Below are 21,980 nucleotides of genomic sequence, written 5' to 3'. Positions count from 1 at the left end.
TACCCTAAACCTCCGTATAGACGGTTAAGCTTGAATGATTATCCATAATCTAGGAGGGGTATTGGATGAATATGCAAATGAATCCGAAATTGAAACAGCTGCGTCCGGGAAAAATAGTCACCGGTATTGCAGCGGTGCTTATTGTATTGTTGATCGGCGCGAACTCTTTTGTATCTGTGGAATATGGGCATGTAGGTTTATACAAAACCTTTGGTAAATTAAATGACAATACATTGTCACCCGGCATTCATTTTAAAATTCCATTTATTCAGACGGTGATTCAGGTCAATACACAGGTAACGAAGGCGGAGACCGATACTTCAGCCTCTTCAAAAGATCTTCAGCCCGTGTCCACACATGTGGCGGTGAACTATTCCGTAAATAAGGCTTCCGCCTTTAATCTGATGAACAATATCGGAGGTAATTTTGATAGTGTAATTATTAATCCGGCCATTCAAGAAATCGTTAAAGAAGTGACAGCCAAATATCCAGCAGAGGATTTGATTACGCGTCGTGATGTAGTGTCGAGTGAGATCAGTGAGCACTTAACCGCTAGGCTGGCAAAATATGACCTGATCGTCAACGATATTAACATCGTTAACTTTAAATTCTCGGAGGCATTTAACCAGTCGATTGAAGCAAAGCAGGTCGCCCAGCAGCAGGCATTGAAGGCCGAAAATGATCTCCGGCGGATTGAAATTGAAGCGAAGCAAAAAATCGCCCAGGCGCAAGCAGAGGCTGAATCTTTAAGACTTAAGAAGCAAGAGGTTACACCTGAGCTGGTGCAGCTGAAGCAAATTGAGGTTCAGGAGAAAGCGCTGGAAAAATGGAACGGCGTGTTGCCATCTGTAACAGGGGGAGCCACACCTTTTGTGGATGTTCAATCTCTGACTAAATAATTCATTATTGGGTTTCAGATTTATTTCACAATTTGCTGTTCTGTGATTGAGATCGTAGCTGTCTGCTTCAACAGAGTATTTATTATCCCTTTACGCTTACGGACTCAGAAGATGTTATTTGTAAGTTTTAAGGCTTAGGAGCATGGCTTCGGACTCCAGTGGCGCTATCCATTAGGTAGAGGTTCGGATTTGGTGTTTTTTATGCCAATAGCGGCTATGGGGTCCGATAGTTTCCCAAATGTGCAATTAGGCTGCCTATAAGGTCAGCTGTGTCCGATAGTGGCTCGTACGCAATAATTCTCCCTATTTTACCTTATATAATTTCGGGTTTGGCAATAAGGACAGCCCATAGTGTATCAACAACTGATCCTCTGATAGGAAAGCCCTACTTCTATAGAAGTAGGGCTTTTTATGCTATTAATATTGATAAAGCATCGTAGGAATTTGCCAGCCAGCGCCAACTGACCAAAAGAAGACATAATCGCCACGTTTGATTCGTCCGTCCTCGACTCCGCGTTGAAAGGCGATAAAAGGACTGCTTGTGGCTGTGTAGCCGAACTCGTCGCCTACATAAATGAACTTTTCTGCGGTTAGCCCAAGTCCGATTTGGATGAGCTCGATATTTTTCAGTGAGAATTGTGAAAGGCAGAATGCAGAGATATCATCCGTAGTCAGACCGTTGCGTGAGAGAAGCTCCTTCATATCCGCTATAGCCGCATCCACACACACTGTACCGTCAAAAGGGGTCCACCGTATCCGAATCTGCTCTGGGGTCATACCCTCTTGATAAATATTCGACAGGCCGCAGGCCGGGAACATAATATTCTCGGAGCCTTCAGAATCGGTGTAATAAAGGGAATCTATGAAGCCTGCATGCTCACTGCTGCGCTCTAGAATCACTGCTGCTGCGGCGTCCCCAAAGTTAGGGTAAGTAATTTCATCATCTGTATTGCAGTTCACTGAGCTGTAGTCGCTTCCTACAACGAGTGCGTACCTGATGCTGGGGTTGGCTTGCATATAACGACTTGTCTGCTCCACGGCGGAGACCATTCCTGCGCAGTTAGCATTGGAATCCTGCGTAATGGTCCGGTGTTTACCTTGAAGCATACGGTGTAGGAGAAGTGCATTGGTAGGATAGGTGTACTCTGGCGTCTGTGAAGCGAACATGATCATGTCCATATCCTCACCTTGCAAATTCGCTTCGCTAAGCACTTTTTGGGCAGCCTTTAATCCCATCGTCAGAGCATTTTCACCCTGTTCTTTTACGATGTATCTCCGGTCGCGACCCATGACTTCTAGGAATCGTTTGATGTCCTTGCCCATACTCTGAAAATGCTTCAGATAATATTCGTTATCTACGATATGCTCTGGGTGGTAATAAGCAGCTTGGCGAATCGCTATATGTCCCAAGTGGCGCCTCCTATGCTTCAATAATTTCGTAATTTTCTAATTTCGTTGCCCGTGCCACTCGGCTTAACTGCATTTTTAGGACAGGGCTTTTGGCAATAATAAAGGTTACTTTTTTAAATCCGGATTGTTTGTACAGTATGTAGCATTGCTCAAGCATGGGAAGTGTGTCCTTTGAGGATACATTCAATGTCTTGCAATCTAGGATGATCTCATATTGTTTCGGGTCGAATGCACTTATGATTTGGTTGTACTCATTAATGAAACGTCCTGCATCTTCTGGCGACATAGTTCCTTCGACTTGTACATTCAGTTTTTGATGTGCAGCATTTGTGGCGAAATTGAAGGTTCCCATTTTTGATTAATCTCCTCCTAAGTTTTATCTAAGAAAAATTTTGATGAATAGGATAAAAAAACCTATTTATCTAAGACTATTATCGTATTTTTAATTGGGAAAGTTTAGGGGATTAAACCTTTATTTTTTTAAAAAGATAATTTAGGGAATGAGAAACTACTTAAAATCCATAAAATCTGCACAAATTAAGGTTTGAGGTAGGCATGCCCACCCTGTTTGCTTTGCAAAGCACAGTTCTATTGGTATGATTACAGAGATGAAAAAAACTACTATCCAAATCATGGAGGAATAATAAAAATGAGCGAAATTACACTATCGGGGATCATTGATCATACACTGCTTAAAGCAGATGCACGGAAAGAAGACATTATTAAATTGGCGGAGGAAGCTAAAACTTATAAGTTTGCTTCTGTTTGCGTAAACCCTGCTTGGGTAGCTACTGCCCATGAAGTGCTGAAAGATACGCCTGAGGTTAAAGTATGTACAGTAATCGGCTTTCCGCTGGGATCATCGACAACAGAGAGCAAAGTATTCGAGACTACCGATGCTATCGCTAAAGGTGCAGGCGAGGTGGATATGGTCATCAATATCGGAGCATTAAAAGATGGCAACGATGAGCTGGTTAAACGTGATATTGCAGCTGTTGTAGATGCAGCGCGCGGCAAAGCCCTGACAAAAGTCATCATTGAGGCTTGTCTGTTAACGGAAGAAGAAAAAGTTCGTGCCTGCAAGCTATCTGTTGAGGCCGGAGCAGATTACGTAAAAACATCCACTGGATTCTCTACAGGCGGGGCAACGAAAGAAGATATCGCGCTTATGCGTGCTACAGTTGGACCTAATATCGGGGTAAAAGCTTCCGGTGGTGTACGTAGTGCAGAAGATGCACATGTAATGGTACAAGCAGGTGCAAGCCGTATTGGAACTAGTGGTGGTGTAGCGATTGCTAAAGGCGAAACAAGCCAAAGCAATTACTAAGCCGAAGGGCTGAATCGGAAGCGGCGAGTGAGGAGGACAAGCTCATTCGCCGCTGTCCTGATTCAAACTATTAACCGATCAGCTTGATTAGCGATTGTGTTTTATACATAAGGTTGAGGTTTTTATTAATTTATATTGAAAGCGTTATCCAGTAGGTAGAGGACACTAGCAGAAGCATTTGACCAAAGTACAATAATTCATACCGGAATAATGAGATTCTTTTCTTTTCAAATGACGTGGTTTGTGAGAGAATGGGTACAATTCAAAATTGTTAATCATTTCTATACTTAATTATAGGGAGGAAATACCTATGTCAGAAGATCGCAAGCTGTCGTTTGAAACTTTGGCTGTCCATGCAGGCCAGGAAATTGATCCAACTACTTTCTCACGTGCTGTACCGCTTTATCAGACCACTTCCTACGGGTTCCGGGATGCTGATCATGCAGCGGATCTGTTCGCGCTTAAAGAATTCGGTAATATTTATACTCGGCTGATGAACCCAACTACGGATGTATTTGAACAGCGTGTGGCAGCACTTGAGGGCGGGGCAGGTGCGCTTGCTACAGCTTCCGGGGCAGCGGCTATTTCCTTTTCCATTCTAAATATTGCGGGCGCTGGGGATGAAATTGTATCTGCAGCAAGCCTATATGGCGGGACTTATAATTTATTTTCGACAACACTGCCTAAGCTTGGTATTAAGGTACATTTCGTAGATTCGGATAATCCTGAGAACTTCCGTGCTGCGATTACAGATAAGACCAAAGCCTTGTATGCAGAAACAATCGGCAACCCACAGGGGAATGTTCTGGATATTGCGGCAGTTGCAGCGATCGCCCATGAACATGGGATTCCTCTCATCGTAGACAATACGTTCCCAAGTCCATATTTATTGCGTCCGATTGAGCATGGCGCGGACATTGTTGTCCATTCGGCAACCAAATTCATCGGTGGACATGGTACATCCATTGGCGGGATTATTGTTGACGGCGGTAAATTTGATTGGAAGGCAAGCGGTAAATTCCCAGGTCTTACGGAGCCAGATCCAAGCTATCATGGAGTGGTTTATACGGAAGCGGTGGGCCCGATTGCTTATATTATTAAAGCCCGCGTTCAATTGCTTCGCGATTTAGGGGCGGCGATTTCACCGTTCAACTCTTGGATGCTGCTGCAAGGTCTGGAGACTCTTCATTTGCGGATGGAACGTCATAGCCAGAATGCGCTGAGGGTAGCGCAATATTTGGAGGCACATTCAGATGTGGAATGGGTAAGTTATTCGGGACTTCCTACGCATCCATCTCATGAATTAGCGCAAAAGTATTTGCCTAAAGGCCAAGGTGCGATCCTTACTTTCGGTATTAAAGGTGGAAGTGCTGCGGGACGTAAGCTGATTGAGAATGTGAAGCTGTTCTCTCATTTAGCGAATGTTGGGGATTCCAAGTCATTGATCATCCACCCAGCGAGCACAACCCATGCACAGCTGTCGGATGAAGAGCAAATCACAGCCGGAGTAACGCCGGAATTGCTGCGTTTGTCGATCGGGACGGAGTCCATTGATGATATTATCTATGATCTGGAGCAAGCTATTGCTGCCAGTCAACAATAGAAGTTTATATTTCGAAAAGCATTACCGCTCTGCGGTAATGCTTTTTTTGTTGCCTAAAAAAGTTGGAATATTCATCGGATTTGGCAACGCTTGCATATTTCAGGTGTGGCTCCCGTATTTATAAGTGAGGTAGGTAATGAAATGTCGGTCGCTTATGTTATATAGCTTGGCATACCGGCAGCAATCCAAAGATAAAGGGTGGGTGCGAGGATGAAGGGTGAACGTCAGCAGGATGGTTTGCGGAGTAGTGAAGAGCGCCCGTTCAAGTTCATGTATAAGGCTGGTGATCGGACTGTGGGAATGGAAATGAGCCAAGCTGGATCCGTAGCCTCCGCTGCCGCAGAATTTATCGCTGGAGTAGAGCAGAGGGATGTCATTGAGCCTTTGAAGCGGTCTTATTTTAAGCGGCCGGGGGAACCATCGACATTCCTAGTGCTGCGTGAAGGAAGAGAAGAACGTCTTGCTGGACGGGAAGGAACAAGGACTGTTCAAGCGGGCCCGTGTTTGATACGGAGTGAGGAATGGCTGCTGGAACCAGAGCTGTTCTGTCTTTATGAGAACTGGTTATCTAGCGAGGATGAACTCCAAACAGCGCGTATTCTGCAGCGAATCTCTTATCGTCTGCGCGCAGCTGTTGTCGAGCTGCTCGAATCTCCGGATGGCGAATGGGCGGCAGTCACCCTGCTGCATCCAGAGTCACTTGCGGTGGCGCAGCCCGCCAAGCTTGCCGCGCTTCAGGACGCGCAGCTCGAAGCGCTGTTCGCTGCGGTGGCGGAGAGCCAGCGGCAAGGCGGCGATTGCCGCCTTGACCTGCTGGTCGCCTACACCGCAAGCGCAGCCGAATTCGCCGCAAAGCGCGAATTCATCGAAGACGTGGCCGATCAGACACTCGGCCACGCTTATGCGGCGGCATGCCGCATCGGGGCACTGATTGCGCCCGATGTGGAGCCTGCCGCCGCTGCGGAAATCGCGCGTATCGCCGATTTCCTAGTGCTGGACGGCGCGGCGGGCGAGCACGCGCCGGAAGAGACCGCCGCGGAGGAATTCGCCCTGGCGGCGGGGAAGATCTTTGCCGCCGTGACGAGCGTGAAGCCGGCGGCGGTGGTGCTCGCCGCGGGGACACCGGCGGCGTCGGCTTTGGCCGATCTGTATCAGATCGGGCTCAGCGGGATCTTTTGCAGCGCCGGTCAGCGGACCGAAGCGCTGCTGAGAGCGGCCTGCCTGATCTGGATCGCCAGGCAGCGTGAAACGCTGGATACTGCCGCCGGGGGAAGGCAGTAAGCTTTTTCTGCTGAACGATACGGTGCAGCTCATATAAGAATCGAAAAAAGACTTCAGAGCAGCGATTATCCGGTTATCGGAGAATCGTTGCTTTGTTTTTTTGGTCGTTAGCTACCTGCTTCAACAGCGTACATATATCCCTTTACTCAATCACTATACTCAACCTCCGTGCTCAATACTGTGCTCAACCTACGTACTTAAACTAATCTGCACTCATGCTTTGGATGCAACCTCCGAACTCAACCTCCGAACTCCCACCCTGTGCCCAACCACCGCACTTAAACTAATTTGCACTCATGCTTTGCATTTAAAGTCTGCACTAACCTCCGCACTCCTCAACCCCCGATGCTTAAGGACCCAGATGACGCTATTTGCCTGATTTTAGCTTTTTAAGCGTAGTTTCGGACACCAGAGATGCTATTCGTTAGGAAGAGGTACATATTTGGTGCTTTTCAGGTCAATAGCTGCAATGGGGTCCGTTAGAATACAGAATGTGTTTAAAACCAGCGATTAGGGTCAGCTGAGTCCGATAGTAGCTTCATACGCGAGCACTTGCATCATACATCCATCAATCGTGTCGTACTCATACTTTGCGCTCAACCTCCACACTCAACCTCCTGTACTCCTACCCTGTGCCCAACCTACGTACTTAAACTAACCTGCACTCATGCTTTTGGATGCAACCTCCGCACTCCCACCCTGTGCCCAACCACCGCACTTAAACTAATTTGCACTCATGCTTTGCATTCAAACTCTGAACTCAACCTCTGCACTCCTCCGCCCCCTGATGCTTAAGGACCCAGATGACGCTATTTGCCTGATTTTAGCTTTTTAAGCATGGTTTCGGACACGAGAGACGCTATTCGTTAGGAAGAGGTACATATTTGGTGCTTTTCAGGTCAATAGCTGCAATGGGGTCCGTTAGAATACCAAATGTGTTTAAAATCAGCGATTAGGGTCAGCTGAGTCCGATAGTAGCTACATTTGCGAGCAACTTGCATCATACGCTTATCAATCGTGTCGTATTCATACTTTGCACTTAACCTCCGCACTCAACTCCGTACTCAACCCCCGCACTCAAACTAATCTGTACCGATCCTCTGGACTATCACCAATAGCTACAGACAACATTAGTTTTGGAACCTCCGCATTTGTTTCCAGCTTCTCCTTACATTTTACATAAACAGGATAATGAGAGTGGAGGCTCGAATTTTATTAGCATCTTGCTGAATAGGGTGCTGTAGATGTCTACAAATTTTAGAGTTGGCCTGCAAAAGGTTGTAGATCATTCTTACGATATTGAGATTGGGGAAGGTCTTTTTGGCGCTCTGATCGAGGATTTGAAACATGGAATTGTCGAGAATGTAAGCAAATTCGCGATTGTTACAGATTCAAAAGTTGAAGCCCTGTATGGACAAGCCTTGCTGGAACAACTGCATCAGAATGATTTTCAAGCGGAGTTATTTTCTTTCCCTGCTGGAGAGAAGTCTAAAACCCGAGAAACGAAGGCACAGCTGGAGGACCGGCTATTAAGCCGTTCTTACGGACGAGATTGCTGTATCCTTGCCATCGGAGGTGGAGCGGTAACGGATTTGGCAGGTTTTTTGGCTGGAACATTTGGTCGGGGAGTGCTAAGTTTGAACTATGCAACTACCCTTTTAGCAGCAGAGGATGCTTCAATTGGTGGTAAAACGGGCGTGAATACACCAGTTGCAACCAATCTAATTGGTGTTTTTCATCAGCCTAAAAAGGTCTACATCGACCTAGCCACTTGGAAAACGCTTCCGGTACGTGAGCTTCGTAGTGGTTTGGCTGAAACAATCAAACATGCCTGCATCGCGGATGCTGACTTTTTTGAGTTTCTTGAACAGAATATGGAGCGAGTGGTCTCCTCAGATGGCGAACTTGTATTAGATCGAGAGGTTTGCGAACGGATTGCTTTTCATAATTGTGAGATCAAGTATAGCGTGGTGGAAAAGGATGAACTGGAGAGCAACCTGCGCCAAATTCTAAATCTGGGGCATACTGCTGGCCGGGCGTTAGAGGCTTTAAGTGGTTATGAATTATTACATGGTGAGGCTATTGCGATTGGACTCGCGGTTCAGGTGCAGCTGGCAGAGCAGTTGGGGTATGTAACGGCTGACCAAACTCAGCGTGTGATTGCTTTGTTGAAGAAGGCGGGACTTCCGACTGAAATACCAGCAACCATTACAAATAGAATGCTGATTGATAAGATGTATACGGATAAAAAGGTTCGCAAAGGGCGTATACGGTTTGTGTTCCAAGCTGGAATTGGAGCGATGAAGTCTTTTGAAGGTGGAGCTTATTCGACGCCAGTCGAAGAGCAAGTCCTATCCGAGCTTTTAAATAAAATACGCAGCTAAGAGAGGAAAACGTTAGTTTAAATTTATGACAAATAGCCTAGAAGGTAGGGTTTACTTTTTCGTTCAAGGTGGTATTATTAAAATATAAGTTGCACTAAGGAAATATAGTTGTACTGTTGCAACAATGATTATCATTCTCACTACTCATAGTTATCATTCATGCTGTCCCGGCTAAGCCGGGGCAGCATGTGTCATTTTAGGGGTCTTAAGAATGGCTCTCATTATCATTTAGACAAAACAAAACGTATGCTCCCGAAGCAAGTTTTGTTGCAAAGAGAAGTCAATGAAGTAATCCTACACAAAACTTTCAGGATGGTGATTATTATGCAAGCAACATCAAAACATTTACCCCAGCAAACCTCAATCTCCGGCAGCATGAAGAAACCAGGCGCTCCAAAACGCCGGTTCGATCTGAGAGCCATGCTCAGCAACTCCGAGATGCAGGCTGCGCTTGGCAGCGGAGTACTTATGCTTTTTGCTTGGGCTATGGGCAGCTGGTCAGAAGTTTTCTCTATAGTACTTTATGTTATTTCGTATACCATTGGTGGCTGGAACAAAGCCAAAGAAGGCGTTGAGACGCTCGTCAAAGAACGTGATCTCGATGTGAACCTGCTGATGATTGCGGCCGCACTAGGCGCAGCTACCATTGGGTACTGGAATGAAGGTGCTATGCTCATCTTTATTTTTGCGCTTAGTGGAGCTTTAGAGAGCTATACGATGGAACGGAGTAAGAAGGATATTTCCTCACTTATGGCCTTGAAACCTGCCACAGCCATGCGGATTGAGAAAGGAAGCATGAACGAGGTAGCTATCGATCAGTTAGTAATTGGAGATCTGTTGCTTGTACGTCCAGGGGATCTTATTCCTGCAGATGGCAAGGTGTACAGAGGAGAATCGGCAGTAGATCAGGCTTCCATTACAGGAGAGTCAGTGCCTGTTGAAAAATGTGCCGGCAGCGAAGTATTCGCAGGTACGGTCAATGGAGAAGGTCCGCTTTATATTGAAGTAACGAAATCAGCAGAGAACACACTTTTTTCCAAGATCATTAAGATGGTAGAAGAAGCAGAGACGGATGTTCCAAACTCACAGCGATTCATTAAAAGACTGGAAGCCATCTATGCACGGGTAGTCGTTGCCTCGACTGTGGCTCTTATTTTCCTTCCACCCTTTTTGCTGGACTGGAGCTGGAGCGCAACCTTTTATAAAGCGATGGTTTTTCTTGTAGTAGCCTCGCCTTGTGCGTTGGTCTCATCGATTATGCCTGCGATGCTGTCGGCCATTTCCAAAAGTGCACGAAAAGGGATTTTATTTAAAGGTGGGGTCCACCTCGAAAATATGGCCCGGACCTCTATTGTAGCTTTTGATAAGACAGGGACCCTTACAGAGGGAACTCCGCAGGTGACAGACTTTATTGCAGCTGAAGGCTACAACCGGGAAGAATTACTGGCGATTAGCGCATCCATTGAGCATATGTCCCGCCATCCATTGGCGGAAGCCATTGTGCGTAAAGCTGAGGAAGAATATCTGGAGCTGCGGGGTGTGCAGGAAAGTAAAACCATCACTGGCTGGGGAATTGAAGGTCAAGTTGACGGGCATCTCTGGAAAATTGGAAAGTCCAATTTACTGGATGAGCTGACTTCGTCTGCGATGGACTCTGAGCTTGCATTCTGGAGAACTAAACGGCAGCAGTTGGCGGAAGAGGGGAAGACTGTCTCCATTATTTTGGACGGTGAGCATATTGCAGGTATGATTGCATTGCAGGATACAGTTCGCCCACAAGCAGAAGCCGCAGTGCGGAAGCTGCAGGAGCTGGGGATTAAAGTGGCTATGCTTACGGGTGACCGGGAAGCTACAGCAAAAGTTATTGCGGCTTCAACCGGAGTAGATTTAGTATTTGCCGACCTTTTACCAGAGGATAAAGTAAAGCATATTAAGGCGCTTCGTGAAAAGCACGGTAATGTTGTGATGGTGGGTGACGGTGTGAATGATGCGCCTGCTCTGGCTACAGCGACTGTTGGTATGGGAATGGGCATGAAAGGCAGTGGTGCAGCGCTTGAGATCGCCGATGTAGTGCTTATGAATGATAATATTGAAGAGATCGCCTCGACCATTTCATTGGCACGGCGCTCACAGCGTATTGTGAAGCAAAATATGATTTTTGCTGTAACAGTAATCGCGGTTCTGATGATCAGTAACTTTGTGCAGGGCATCGCCCTTCCTTTTGGCGTGATCGGTCATGAAGGCAGTACGATATTGGTTATTCTTAATGGGCTGCGATTGTTGCGGTAAGAGGTCAGTGATGTTACTGTGTATTATTTATTGCCAAAAATTAAATTGTTCACAAATGATTTTTCCCTGAGGGAGTCTGGCTTATTGACATTTTTGCTTTCAGTTAGCATAATTAAGACTACATTATAATTATTTTAAATAAGAAGCGACGTCACTGCCGTCTAACTCAAGGAGGATATAGATATGTATAAATCAATAATTGTTGGAACCGGACCGGCGGGGTTGACTGCTGCTATCTACTTGGCTCGTGCCAATTTGAACCCACTAGTAATCGAAGGACCTCAACCTGGCGGACAATTGACCACCACTACAGAAGTGGAGAATTTCCCGGGATTTCCTGATGGAATTATGGGTCCAGACTTAATGGATAATATGCGTAAACAAGCTGAACGTTTTGGTGCGGAATTCCGTACGGGTTGGGTGAACAGTGTAGAACTTGGAGAGCGTCCTTTTAAGCTTAATGTTGAAGGATTGGGTGTTCTTACGACGGATACCCTGATCATTTCGACTGGCGCTACGGCAAAATACCTCGGTATCCCAGGCGAGCAGGATAATGTGGGACGCGGTGTAAGCACCTGTGCTACCTGTGATGGATTCTTCTTCCGTAATAAAGAGATCGTGGTTGTTGGCGGTGGAGATTCTGCGCTTGAGGAAGCGGGTTTCTTGACTCGTTTTGCCTCCAAAGTAACGCTGGTACACCGTCGTGAAGAGCTACGTGCTTCCAAGATCATGCAGGATCGCGTTCGCGATAATGTTAAAGTAGCTTGGAGCCTGAATCGTACTCCTCTGGAAGTAACTTCTGGAGACAAAGGCGTGAGTGGACTAAAAGTGCTGAACAATGAGACCGGACAAGAAGAAATCATTGAAGCAAGCGGAGTGTTTGTGGCGATTGGCCACCATCCTAACACTGCATTTTTGGGTGGACAAATCACAACTAATACTGAAGGTTATATCATGACTAACCCAGGTACTTCTGAAACTAATATCCCAGGCGTATTCGCTTGTGGTGATGTGCAGGATACCCGTTATAGACAAGCAATTACAGCAGCAGGCAGTGGATGTATGGCAGCTATGGATGCTGAGAAATACATTGAAAGTCTGGAACATAGCGCGGTTATTCTGTAACATAACTGTAATCTTCCATAGGAGGTCTAATGATGGAAAAAGTAATTGTATATACATCAACAAATTGTCCACATTGCCGTCAGGTGAAGAGCTTTTTGAGTGAAAAAGGCGTAGCCTATGAAGAGCGTAATATTGAGCAGAATGATGATTACGCGCAGCAGGTTTGGGATATGGGAATGAGAGCTGTTCCTGTAACTGTAATTGGTGAGCACAAAATCGTGGGGATGAATAAAACTCAGTTCGACAAAGCATTGGCGACTGTTTAATTAAATATATTTCTGTGAGGAAATTGCAAAAGGTCGCTTCCATTTTGGAGGTGATCTTTTTGTGGTCTAAGTATACCAAAATAGCCTGACGCTAATATGCGCAGGCTATTTTTTATGATGTAAATCGCAAAGTTCAATTTAAGCTTGAGTGAAGGAGGTAATGATCTGAAATAGGACGTATACAGCAACACCGCTGCCGATCAGAATGAATCCTGATTTCTTTTTGGCTTGAAAAAAACGGAGCACACCGAGACTGATCAAAGGGGCAATAATGAGCAGAAAAAGCAACACAGTGATGAACATCTGTGCCGAGATATCAGACGTATCAACATAGGTCATGGACTCGCTCTCCATTTCAAAAAAGGGGTTGTAGTGATAAATGTCACACTAACTTATCCTTTATTATATAGGATTTAAGTTGCTTTTACTGCACTTTTGATCCACCTAAATGCGGCAATTTTACGTCAATTCTATCCGCTCTTGAATTTCACCCGTGAAACTGTCCCGCAAAACGTTGTCCATTAGACTACATTAAACGGTCACCCGAATATCGCCTAGAAAATGCATAACTGCAGAGAACCCCGCGCCTATCATCGTGCCTCGGCTGCCCAGCTTGGAGAAGGTAATCTCGAGCTGCTGCTTATGATAAGGAAGTGTACGCTCGGCTACAACCCGGCGAAGGGGCTCCCCTAACCAGGCTTCTGCTTCGGATAAGGCTCCACCGATGACAATTAGCTCTGGATTAAAGCTATTGATTAGATTCGTTACTCCGATGCCGAGATATTCACCCATAGATGAGAAGTGGCGCAAGGCGTCTTCTTGTCCAGCGGCTGCATAACGGACCAGTTCTTGTGTGGTATGAGCAGGGAGGGAGAACTCGGAATGGTCATAGGTTTTCTCCGAGGCATATAGCTCCCAACAGCCACGGCTCCCACAACTGCACGGCTTGCCTTGTGCTTCAATCGTCATATGTCCGGTCTCGCCGGCATATCCTCTTGCACCTTTGTACAGCTCTCCGCCAATAATAATACCGGATCCGATCCCTGAACCCGCACTGATATAGAGCAGATGTCTAACATCTTTTGCCGCCCCAAAGTTCAGTTCACCTTGTGCTCCTGCGTTAGCTTCGTTATCAATAGTGACTGGAACCGCGAATTCCGCCTCCAAAATACCCCGCAGGTCGACCATTTCCCAGCCAAGGTTGGGAGCAAAAAGAACAACCCCGTTCTCATCCACCATCCCGGGGACACCTACTCCGATGCCGACGATACCGTATGGGGATTCAGGTGCTTTATCAATCAAGTCTGAAATTGTTTTTTTCATCCGTTCCAGTACATAAGGCAGAGCATGATTGTCCAGGGAGAAATCGCTTTCGAAAAGAATGCCACCACTTAAATCACATAAGACGGCTGTCAATTGCTTCACCCGTAGCTCTATACCGATTACACTGCCGGCCATGCTGTTAAAATGCAGCATTAGCGGCTTACGTCCGCCACTGGATTGACCTGGTCCAACTTCAGTCACTAATTCTTGAGCGCATAGCTCAGCCACCAGATTGGATACGGTAGCTTTATTCAGTCCGGTCATCTCTGAAACCTTGGCGCGCGAGAGCGGAGAGTTCCTTCGAATAGTATGTAGTACGATCGATTTATTGATTTTTTTGACCAGCGCCTGATCTCCGGTAACCTTCACGAATCACACATCCTTTTTAGCATAGTTCCCTTTTGTTGTATGCCACTTAGTCTAGAGTGATGTGCTGGAAATTGCAATACATCGGCAGAAAAGAGGAAATCTATGTTTGTTGGATTTTTTGAATATTAAACGGATAGACAAGGGAGACTTAAAGAGGCGGAAATTTTATAAAAAAACTTTGTTTAACCAATATACAAAGTCAAAAAGATGTGTTAAGATGATGCTGTAAACGCTTGCTAGCGTAGCACAATATGAGGAGGATTACACAATGGCTTATTTTGAGACAGTGAACAAAATCTCTTACGAGGGAAGCCGTTCCACCAACCCTTATGCATTTAAATTCTACAATCCTAAAGAAGTCGTAGCCGGCAAAACTATGGAGGAACATCTGAAATTTGCAATGGCTTATTGGCATACATTAACTGCTGGCGGTTCTGATCCGTTTGGCGCTGAAACTGCAATTCGCAGCTGGGACAAATTGAGTGGTCTTGATAAGGCTAAAGCTCGCGCTGAAGCAGCATTCGAATTTATGGACAAGATGGATCTGCCTTACTTCTGCTTCCATGATGTAGATATCGCACCAGAAGGCGCATCTTTGCGTGAGTTCTACAGCAACATCGACACTATTGTTGATATCCTTGAACAAGGCATGAAGACTTCCGGCAAGAAATTGCTGTGGAATACAGCTAATATGTTCACTAACCCGCGTTATATGCACGGTGCAGGTTCTACACCTAACGCTGATGTTTTCGCACATGCAGCAGCACAAGTGAAGAAAGGTCTGGAAGTTGGTAAACGTCTGGGCGCAAGCAACTATGTATTCTGGGGCGGCCGTGAAGGTTACGAAGAATTGCTGAATACAGATATGGGTCTTGAACAAGATAACATTGCACGTCTGTTCAGCATGGCTGTAGATTACGCTAAGGAAATTGGTTTTGATGGTCAATTCCTGATCGAACCTAAACCAAAAGAGCCTACTAAACATCAATATGATTTCGATGCAGCAACAACAATTTCGTTCTTGCAAAAATACAACCTCGACAAGCACTTCAAGCTGAACCTTGAAGCTAACCACGCTACGCTTGCAGGTCATACTTTTGAACATGAACTTCGTGTAGCTCGTATTAATGGCATGCTTGGATCACTTGACGCTAACCAAGGGGATACACTGCTTGGTTGGGATACTGATGAATTCCCAGTAAACATCTACGATGCAACACTTACTCTTTATGAAGTATTGAAGAATGACGGTCTTGGCAAAGGCGGAATTAACTTCGACGCTAAAGTACGTCGTCCTTCCTTCGAGCCACAAGATCTGTTCTTGGCACACATCGCTGGTATGGATACTTACGCAAAAGGCTTGAAAGTTGCTGCTAAATTGATCGAAGATCGCGTATTCGAAGATTTCATTGACAAACGCTACAGCAGCTTCACAGAAGGCGTTGGTGCAGACATCGTTTCCGGTAAAGCAACATTGGCTTCTTTGGCTGAATATGCTTTGAACAATGAGAACCCACGTCCTAACCAATCCGGACGTCAAGAATACCTGAGAGCTACCCTTAACCAATACATCTTGGTTGAGTAGTCCTTATAGGGAGCTTGAAGCTTAGGCTTTGAGTCGAGTTTGAACAAATGCAACGGGGGTTGCTGAAGAGAGCATTCTTCGGCAGCCCCCTTTTTGTAGTAAAAACTAAGCAAGATGCTTACGAAGTAAGTTTTGCTCGAAGTAATTCAATGAAGTCTATGCTAACAAAACTTTTAGGAGGTCAAAAATGAAATACGTTATAGGTGTTGATTTGGGGACTAGTGCAGTGAAGACTGTTCTAGTGGACCCGCAGGGGAAGGTGGCTTTTGAGCATTCCGAGTCCTACCCGCTAAGCAGACCCCAACCGAACTGGAGTGAGCAAAATCCTGAGGATTGGGTAAAAGGCACGCTGGTCAGCCTGCGCCGTCTGATTGAAGTATCAGGCATAGACCCGTCTCAAGTAGACGGTCTAAGTTTCTCCGGACAAATGCACGGATTGGTACTAGTAGATAAAGAAGGGCAAGTGCTGCGTCCAGCTATTCTTTGGAATGATACCCGTACTACTGCACAATGCCGTAAGATTGAGAAGATGCTTGGAGCGAAGTTGATCGATATCGCCAGAAACAAAGCATTGGAAGGTTTTACACTGCCTAAGATTCTGTGGGTTCAAGAGAATGAACCAGAAGTATTATCACAGGCGCATCAGTTCCTGCTGCCAAAAGATTATGTTCGTTATCGGTTGACGGGTGATTATGCAATGGATTACTCCGATGCTGCCGGAACGTTGTTATTGGATGTAGGTTCTAAAGAATGGAGTGCAGAAATCGCAGAGGCTTTTGAACTTCCGCTTTCTCTTTGTCCTAGATTGGTAGAATCCTTTGAACAGACTGGAACTTTATTGCCGGACATTGCTGAAGCGTCAGGTCTTTTATCTTCAACGAAGGTATTTGCTGGTGGTGCAGATAATGCTTGTGGCGCGCTCGGAGCGGGTGTATTGGGAGAAGGCCGGACCATGTGCAGTATTGGTACATCTGGTGTAGTTCTTTCTTATGAGAGCAATAAAGATTTGAATCTCGAAGGCAAAGTCCATTTCTTTAACCATGGTGAAAAAGATGCCTACTATATTATGGGGGTTACACTAGCTGCTGGTCATAGCCTTACGTGGTTCAAAGAAACCTTTGCGGCGGACAAAAGCTTTGATGAGCTGTTAAGCGGAGTTTCCTCTATTCCAGCTGGCAGCGGCGGCCTGTTATTCACACCTTATATTGTAGGAGAACGTACACCACATCCAGATGCGAATATTCGCGGAAGCTTTATTGGTATGGATTCAGGGCATACGTTGACGCATTTTACACGTGCAGTATTAGAAGGCATTACCTTCTCACTGCGTGAATCCATTGAGATTGTACGTGAGTCAGGCAAAGAGATTACAGAGATCATTGCAATTGGTGGTGGAGCTAAAAATGAGGCTTGGCTGCAAATGCAGGCTGATATTTTCAATGCATCCATCGTGAAGCTGGAAAGTGAACAGGGTCCGGCAATGGGAGCAGCTATGCTGGCGGCTTATGGAAGCGGATGGTTCACATCCCTTACGGAATGTGCAGAAGCGTTTATCCGTCCTGCTGATGTTTATAAACCAGATCCGAAACAAACGGCAATCTATGATGGTCTATTCAACCTCTATCAGGAAGTTTACGGCCAGACCCGCGAATTGAATAACAAGCTGGCTGCATATCGCCAATAAAACGCCATTTATCAATCTGTCTGATATAAAAAAGGTCTTTCGCATCTGGCGGAAGGCCTTTTTAAAGACCATCTTCTTTATAGAGGTGATGAACGGCAATATTCAAAAATGTTGCCGTTTTCATTTTTCTTCTGTAAAGTATGGAATATCTCCAAGGTAGTGGCAGCCTGTACATGAGATAGTGAAGGTTTTGGGGGGCGAAAGGCCATGTTTCAATGGTTTGTTAAGGTGCTGAATGACATCAAAATCCGCAATAAGCTGCTGCTTGCTTTTTTACTGACTACACTTTTACCGGTATTACTGGTAGGTGGTTATCTTACGATTGAGATGAGGACCATGGCGTTTGAGAACGCACTGGAGCAAGCTTCAATTAACGTAGATCGGGTAAAAAAAAGAACAGAAGAAGTCATCGGTGTATCGCAAGATATAGCGTATCGATTGTCCAATGATGCCCGGCTGAAAAAACTCGCCATACGCCAGTATGTAAGCACTTATGATGTGGTTGAGGCTTATCGGGATTACACTGATATGCGTGAATACCTAAGATTATATAAAGACATATCCAACATACGTTTATACACTGATAATGCTACGCTGCTTAACAACTGGGAGCTGATCAATCCTTCGTCTGCCATTAAGGAGAGCCAGTGGTATCAGAGAGCACAGCGGTACGATAGCCTCGTCGGTTGGGAATATATAGAGGATGAGCGTGATCAGCGGAATTATTTAAGCCTTGTCCGCAAAATCGAGCTGGAGGGCTCCAGTAAAATTGGCGTGCTCGTTATTAATGTAAACAGTCACCAGCTAACCTCGATTCTGAGCCAAGAATCATTTGACACCATGATCGTGGATGATCAGGACAATATCATTGCTGCGAACCGGAGCGATCGGACAGGAAAGAAACTGGCAGATGTTTCTTTTGATACAAAGCTTTTGGGGCAAGGAAGCGGGAGCTATGAGGCAGAAGTAGATGGTGAAGCCTCCAAAATAGTGATAGAAGAACTTAAACCACAAGCCAGCCGTAACGCCCTGCGAATTATTTCTGTTTTTTCTATTGATAGTATAGTCAAAGAACCTAATCGGGTGATTAAGCTTTCGATTACCGTGATTGCCGTAAGCGTTTTATTGGCCTTTTTAATCATATATAGTTTCTCTTCATTATTTTCACGTCGATTATTGCAGTTAAGCAGACATATTAACCGCGTTAGTACGGGTGATTTTGACACTTCATTAAAAATTGATGGCAAAGATGAAATTGCCCTGTTAGCTCGTCAGTTCAATTCTATGGTACGGAGTATTAATGATTTGATGTACGAGGTACAGGAATCTAATGACCAGAACAGTCTGCTGGAACAGAAACAGAATGATATCCGTTTTAAAATGCTGGCAAGCCAGATCAATCCTCATTTCTTGTTCAATGCGCTGGAATCTATTCGTATGGAGGCCCATATGAAAGGGCAAGTGGAGATTGCACGGGTAGTGCGTCTTCTTGGCAAAATGATGCGCAGTAATCTGGAGGTAGGCCGAAGTAAAATTTTGCTTAGCCAGGAGCTTGAAGTGGTTCGTTGTTATTTGGATATTCAGCAATTCCGTTATGAGGATCGTTTGAAATATCAATTTATTGTAGACCCTGCCGTCGAATCACTCTACATCCCGCCGCTGATTGTGCAGCCGCTTGTGGAAAATGCGGTGATTCATGGGTTAGACAACACGATGGATGGAGCAATGGTTACGGTGAATATCAAGCGTGAGCAGAATCATGCGGTCTTTACCATTACCGATAATGGAGCCGGGATCAATCCGGACAAGCTGGAGCAGATCCGTTATACCCTTGAGGTTCGTGATGAGCAGGAAGAGGCACGGATCGGGCTGCGCAATGTACACGACCGTTTGAAGTTATCCTACGGTGTTGAATATGGACTGAATATCGAAAGCCGGATGAATGAAGGAACATCTATTACGTTTCGTATTCCAATGGAGGACATAAATCTATGATCAAAGTATTGATTGTTGATGATGAGCCAAAGCTGCGGGAAGGCCTTCGGGCTCTAATCCCTTGGGAAGAGCTAGGGTATACGGTGGTGGCTACGGCCGCCAACGGCTTGCAAGCTCAGGAGAAATATCATATTTTTTATCCGGAACTGATTGTGGTGGATATCCGCATGCCTGGTATGGACGGGCTGGAGTTAATCGGTGAGCTGCGCGAGGAAGGCTCGACCAGCCATGTGCTAATTTTAAGTGGTCATGCGGATTTTGAGTATGCCAAACGAGCCATTTCTTACCGCATTGACGGCTATTTACTGAAGCCGGTGGATGAGGAAGAGCTAATCAACTATTTGGAGGAACTCAGAGTCACGATCGCTCAGGAAGATCGCTTTAGCCGCTGGAATGAAGAGGAGCCTGCCCGTAATCGCGAAAGCCTGCTGCGTACATTGCTGCAGCCTTCAACTGCGGAGGAGGGGGAGAATGATCCTGTTAAGCATGCGGCAGCACTGGGTCTTAAATCAGACCGTGTCGAAGTGATCCTACTCGAACTACTCGCGCCTGCGGGCGGCAGTGAGGAAGGAGAGCGGGCCGTTAAGGCCGCGGTAGAACAGTATTTTGGCAGCAGTGAAGAGCGGATGTTTTTCACGATGCCGCCATATATTGGATTCCTGCTGCAAGAGCCGCTGCCAGGAAAGCAGGAACAGGAGCGGCTGATGGAAGAGCTTGCTTCCTTAATTTGCCGCGAGGGATACGACTTCAGCGCAGCAACGGGAGGCCCAGTAGCTGGACCAGAAGAGGCGGCGCAGTCTTTTCAAGTGGCGCGTGAACTGCTGCGCCGGGCATTCTTTTACCGCAAAGGGATTCTGATCAGCGCCGATCTCTCCGGTATGTTGTTTCCTGGAGTGGCGGAGGCGTACACCGAAGAAGGGCAGGATGCGGAGAGCCGCCTAATGCTTGCTGTTGAAACCGGAAGCCGCGCGGCCATTGAACCGCTGGTGGATACGATCTGTGCGGAGCTACTGGCTGCGGGCAGTGAGGAGCAGCAGATCAAAGATACATTTGTGCGGATTCTCAGTACGGTGTTGGCCCGTCTCGAACCGGTCTATCCAGAGATTCGCAGCAATGCCGCTAAGCATTCCCCGCCGATCGGTGAGCTCTACCATAGTCATTATCTGGCAGACCTGCAAGAGCAGGCCGTTAATTTCATGGCGGAGATCGCCGATCAAATGTCCAGTGGCAGCAAAGGGAATGAGATCAAAAAAATTACGGAGCTAATCAACCGCCGTTACAATGAGAACCTTAAGCTTGAGACCTTATCTGAGTTATTTAATTACAACAGCGCATATCTAGGTAAAATGTTCAAGAACACTACCGGGGAATACTTCAATACGTATGTGGACAAAGTGCGGATTGAGAAGGCGAAGCAATTCCTAGCGCAAGGCATGAAAGTATATGAGGTGGCCGAGAAAGTTGGGTACATGAACCCCGATTACTTCAACGCCAAGTTCCGTAAATATGTAGGACTCTCCCCAAGTTCTTTTCGCAAAAACATCTAAAATAGAAGCCCAAAAAGCCACAGTTGCAATTCAGGTATAACCTGAGCTTTTGCTGTGGCTTTTTTTCTTACATTAAAGCTACTTCACTAATAATAAATCTAATCTTTGTTGCAATTCTTGATTTGCAGGGTCCTTTAGAAGGGCCAGAAGTAACTCTTGAATTTGATCCATCTCTTTAAAAGGTTCATTTTGTACATATTTGTCATGTATTCTGGTTTCCAAGGTATATCCATAATCGAACCCTAATGTTGAATACGTCGAAAGGGCAGCAACTTTACTCGCTTGCTCTACAGCAAGAATGCTTGGTGTTGAGGATCGTTCTAATTCCACTCTTAGACCGTCGAGTTCTGATGTCAGATTCAGGTCCAGCCTATTCATTAATCTGTTATGGCTTACGTTGTTATTGAATTGAAATAAATTTAGTGTCAATAATACTGCGGCGATAATCAATAATAATGTCTTGATGTTTTTGTTTTTCATTGCTCTCCTATTACCCTCCTTTAGGAAAAGAAATTGCAGGTACAACAGATAATGTCGACTCGGTATGTGCGTATAAGGAATATGTATCTGAAATAGTTGAAGTACTGATGTATCAGGTAATATTTTCTAGCTTTAATGATATTAAAGTAATTAATTTTAATTGAACCATACGGAGGTTTTCGTTGAGGAGCAGGGCAGGGGTTACGGGTATACTTGTTACGCCTCATCTGAGAGCACATTATAGTTTTCATTCGCGGGTATGACGGACTCCAGAGTCGTTATTTGGGCTATTTCGAGTCCGATTTCGATTTATCGGACTCCATGTACGTTATTAGCTGCAAATGTTCTCCAAAAGGTGGTTTTTTAAGTGAATAAGGTCTTTATAGTCCGCCTAACCCAATAAGATGTGCAAT

The 21,980-nt window shown here is 45.6% G+C and carries 17 protein-coding genes; 12 read left to right on the top strand and 5 right to left on the bottom strand.

Going from position 1 to position 21,980, the window contains the following annotated elements; all coding sequences use genetic code 11:
* Window positions 1-65 precede the first annotated feature (65 nt).
* The gene (locus NYE58_RS31560; RefSeq protein WP_076128733.1) at window positions 66-899 is read left to right on the top strand and encodes a prohibitin family protein; all 834 of its coding nucleotides are present in this window, start codon (window positions 66-68) and stop codon (window positions 897-899) included.
* 417 nt (window positions 900-1,316) lie between these two features.
* Here NYE58_RS31560 and NYE58_RS31555 read toward each other — a convergent pair whose 3' ends face one another.
* Both NYE58_RS31555 and NYE58_RS31550 read right to left on the bottom strand, forming a co-directional pair.
* Complete coding sequence (locus NYE58_RS31555; protein ID WP_076277142.1) at window positions 1,317-2,309, bottom strand: ketoacyl-ACP synthase III; 993 nt, start codon at window positions 2,307-2,309, stop codon at window positions 1,317-1,319.
* A gap of 10 nt (window positions 2,310-2,319) precedes the next feature.
* Window positions 2,320-2,661, bottom strand: a complete 342-nt coding sequence (locus NYE58_RS31550) for a hypothetical protein (RefSeq protein ID WP_076219607.1) — start codon at window positions 2,659-2,661, stop codon at window positions 2,320-2,322.
* A 297-nt stretch (window positions 2,662-2,958) separates the two neighbouring features.
* Here NYE58_RS31550 and deoC point away from each other — a divergent pair, with 297 nt between their 5' ends.
* The 7 genes from deoC to NYE58_RS31515 all read left to right on the top strand — a co-directional run bounded on the left by deoC (window position 2,959) and on the right by NYE58_RS31515 (window position 12,584).
* Window positions 2,959-3,636, top strand: a complete 678-nt coding sequence (deoC, locus tag NYE58_RS31545; RefSeq protein WP_076277143.1) for a deoxyribose-phosphate aldolase — start codon at window positions 2,959-2,961, stop codon at window positions 3,634-3,636.
* Between the two features lie 310 nt (window positions 3,637-3,946).
* Window positions 3,947-5,239: a homocysteine synthase gene (locus NYE58_RS31540; protein ID WP_341003860.1), complete on the top strand. Its 1,293-nt coding sequence runs from the start codon at window positions 3,947-3,949 to the stop codon at window positions 5,237-5,239.
* A 210-nt stretch (window positions 5,240-5,449) separates the two neighbouring features.
* On the top strand, window positions 5,450-6,520 hold the full coding sequence (locus NYE58_RS31535) for a hypothetical protein (RefSeq protein ID WP_341003859.1): 1,071 nt from the start codon (window positions 5,450-5,452) through the stop codon (window positions 6,518-6,520).
* A 1,244-nt stretch (window positions 6,521-7,764) separates the two neighbouring features.
* The gene (gene aroB / locus NYE58_RS31530) at window positions 7,765-8,904 is read left to right on the top strand and encodes a 3-dehydroquinate synthase (protein WP_341003858.1); all 1,140 of its coding nucleotides are present in this window, start codon (window positions 7,765-7,767) and stop codon (window positions 8,902-8,904) included.
* A 324-nt stretch (window positions 8,905-9,228) separates the two neighbouring features.
* Window positions 9,229-11,193: a heavy metal translocating P-type ATPase gene (locus tag NYE58_RS31525; RefSeq protein WP_341003857.1), complete on the top strand. Its 1,965-nt coding sequence runs from the start codon at window positions 9,229-9,231 to the stop codon at window positions 11,191-11,193.
* A gap of 183 nt (window positions 11,194-11,376) precedes the next feature.
* The gene (gene trxB, locus NYE58_RS31520; protein WP_076128718.1) at window positions 11,377-12,318 is read left to right on the top strand and encodes a thioredoxin-disulfide reductase; all 942 of its coding nucleotides are present in this window, start codon (window positions 11,377-11,379) and stop codon (window positions 12,316-12,318) included.
* 32 nt (window positions 12,319-12,350) lie between these two features.
* Window positions 12,351-12,584 carry a glutaredoxin family protein gene (locus NYE58_RS31515; RefSeq protein ID WP_341003856.1) on the top strand — a complete coding sequence of 78 codons (234 nt, stop codon included), beginning with the start codon at window positions 12,351-12,353 and terminating at the stop codon, window positions 12,582-12,584.
* A gap of 138 nt (window positions 12,585-12,722) precedes the next feature.
* Here NYE58_RS31515 and NYE58_RS31510 read toward each other — a convergent pair whose 3' ends face one another.
* Both NYE58_RS31510 and NYE58_RS31505 read right to left on the bottom strand, forming a co-directional pair.
* Entirely contained in the window at window positions 12,723-12,923 is a 201-nt protein-coding gene (locus NYE58_RS31510) for a hypothetical protein (protein WP_036680251.1), read from the bottom strand.
* 192 nt (window positions 12,924-13,115) lie between these two features.
* Complete coding sequence (locus NYE58_RS31505) at window positions 13,116-14,276, bottom strand: ROK family transcriptional regulator (RefSeq protein ID WP_076179356.1); 1,161 nt, start codon at window positions 14,274-14,276, stop codon at window positions 13,116-13,118.
* Between the two features lie 268 nt (window positions 14,277-14,544).
* On the opposite strand from NYE58_RS31505, the gene xylA reads away from it, so the two are divergent.
* The 4 genes from xylA to NYE58_RS31485 all read left to right on the top strand — a co-directional run bounded on the left by xylA (window position 14,545) and on the right by NYE58_RS31485 (window position 21,087).
* Window positions 14,545-15,861 (top strand): xylose isomerase, encoded by a 1,317-nt coding sequence (gene xylA, locus NYE58_RS31500; protein WP_341003854.1) that lies wholly within the window; start codon window positions 14,545-14,547, stop codon window positions 15,859-15,861.
* Between the two features lie 187 nt (window positions 15,862-16,048).
* Window positions 16,049-17,545, top strand: coding sequence for a xylulokinase (gene xylB, locus NYE58_RS31495; RefSeq protein WP_341003853.1), 1,497 nt, complete (start codon window positions 16,049-16,051; stop codon window positions 17,543-17,545).
* Window positions 17,546-17,752: 207 nt separating this feature from the next.
* Window positions 17,753-19,540 (top strand): sensor histidine kinase, encoded by a 1,788-nt coding sequence (locus NYE58_RS31490; RefSeq protein WP_076219214.1) that lies wholly within the window; start codon window positions 17,753-17,755, stop codon window positions 19,538-19,540.
* Window positions 19,537-21,087, top strand: coding sequence for a response regulator transcription factor (locus NYE58_RS31485; protein WP_339245020.1), 1,551 nt, complete (start codon window positions 19,537-19,539; stop codon window positions 21,085-21,087). Before NYE58_RS31490 ends, NYE58_RS31485 begins: the two co-directional genes overlap by 4 nt.
* Before the next feature lie 78 nt (window positions 21,088-21,165).
* On the opposite strand, the gene NYE58_RS31480 is transcribed toward NYE58_RS31485, so the two are convergent.
* Complete coding sequence (locus NYE58_RS31480; protein WP_076277147.1) at window positions 21,166-21,567, bottom strand: hypothetical protein; 402 nt, start codon at window positions 21,565-21,567, stop codon at window positions 21,166-21,168.
* Between the last annotated feature and the right edge of the window lie 413 nt (window positions 21,568-21,980).

The organism is Paenibacillus sp. FSL L8-0708 (genome assembly GCF_038009325.1).
GTDB classification, from domain to species: domain Bacteria; phylum Bacillota; class Bacilli; order Paenibacillales; family Paenibacillaceae; genus Paenibacillus_AQ; species Paenibacillus_AQ odorifer.
This window is presented reverse-complemented; position numbering and strand designations above follow the sequence as displayed.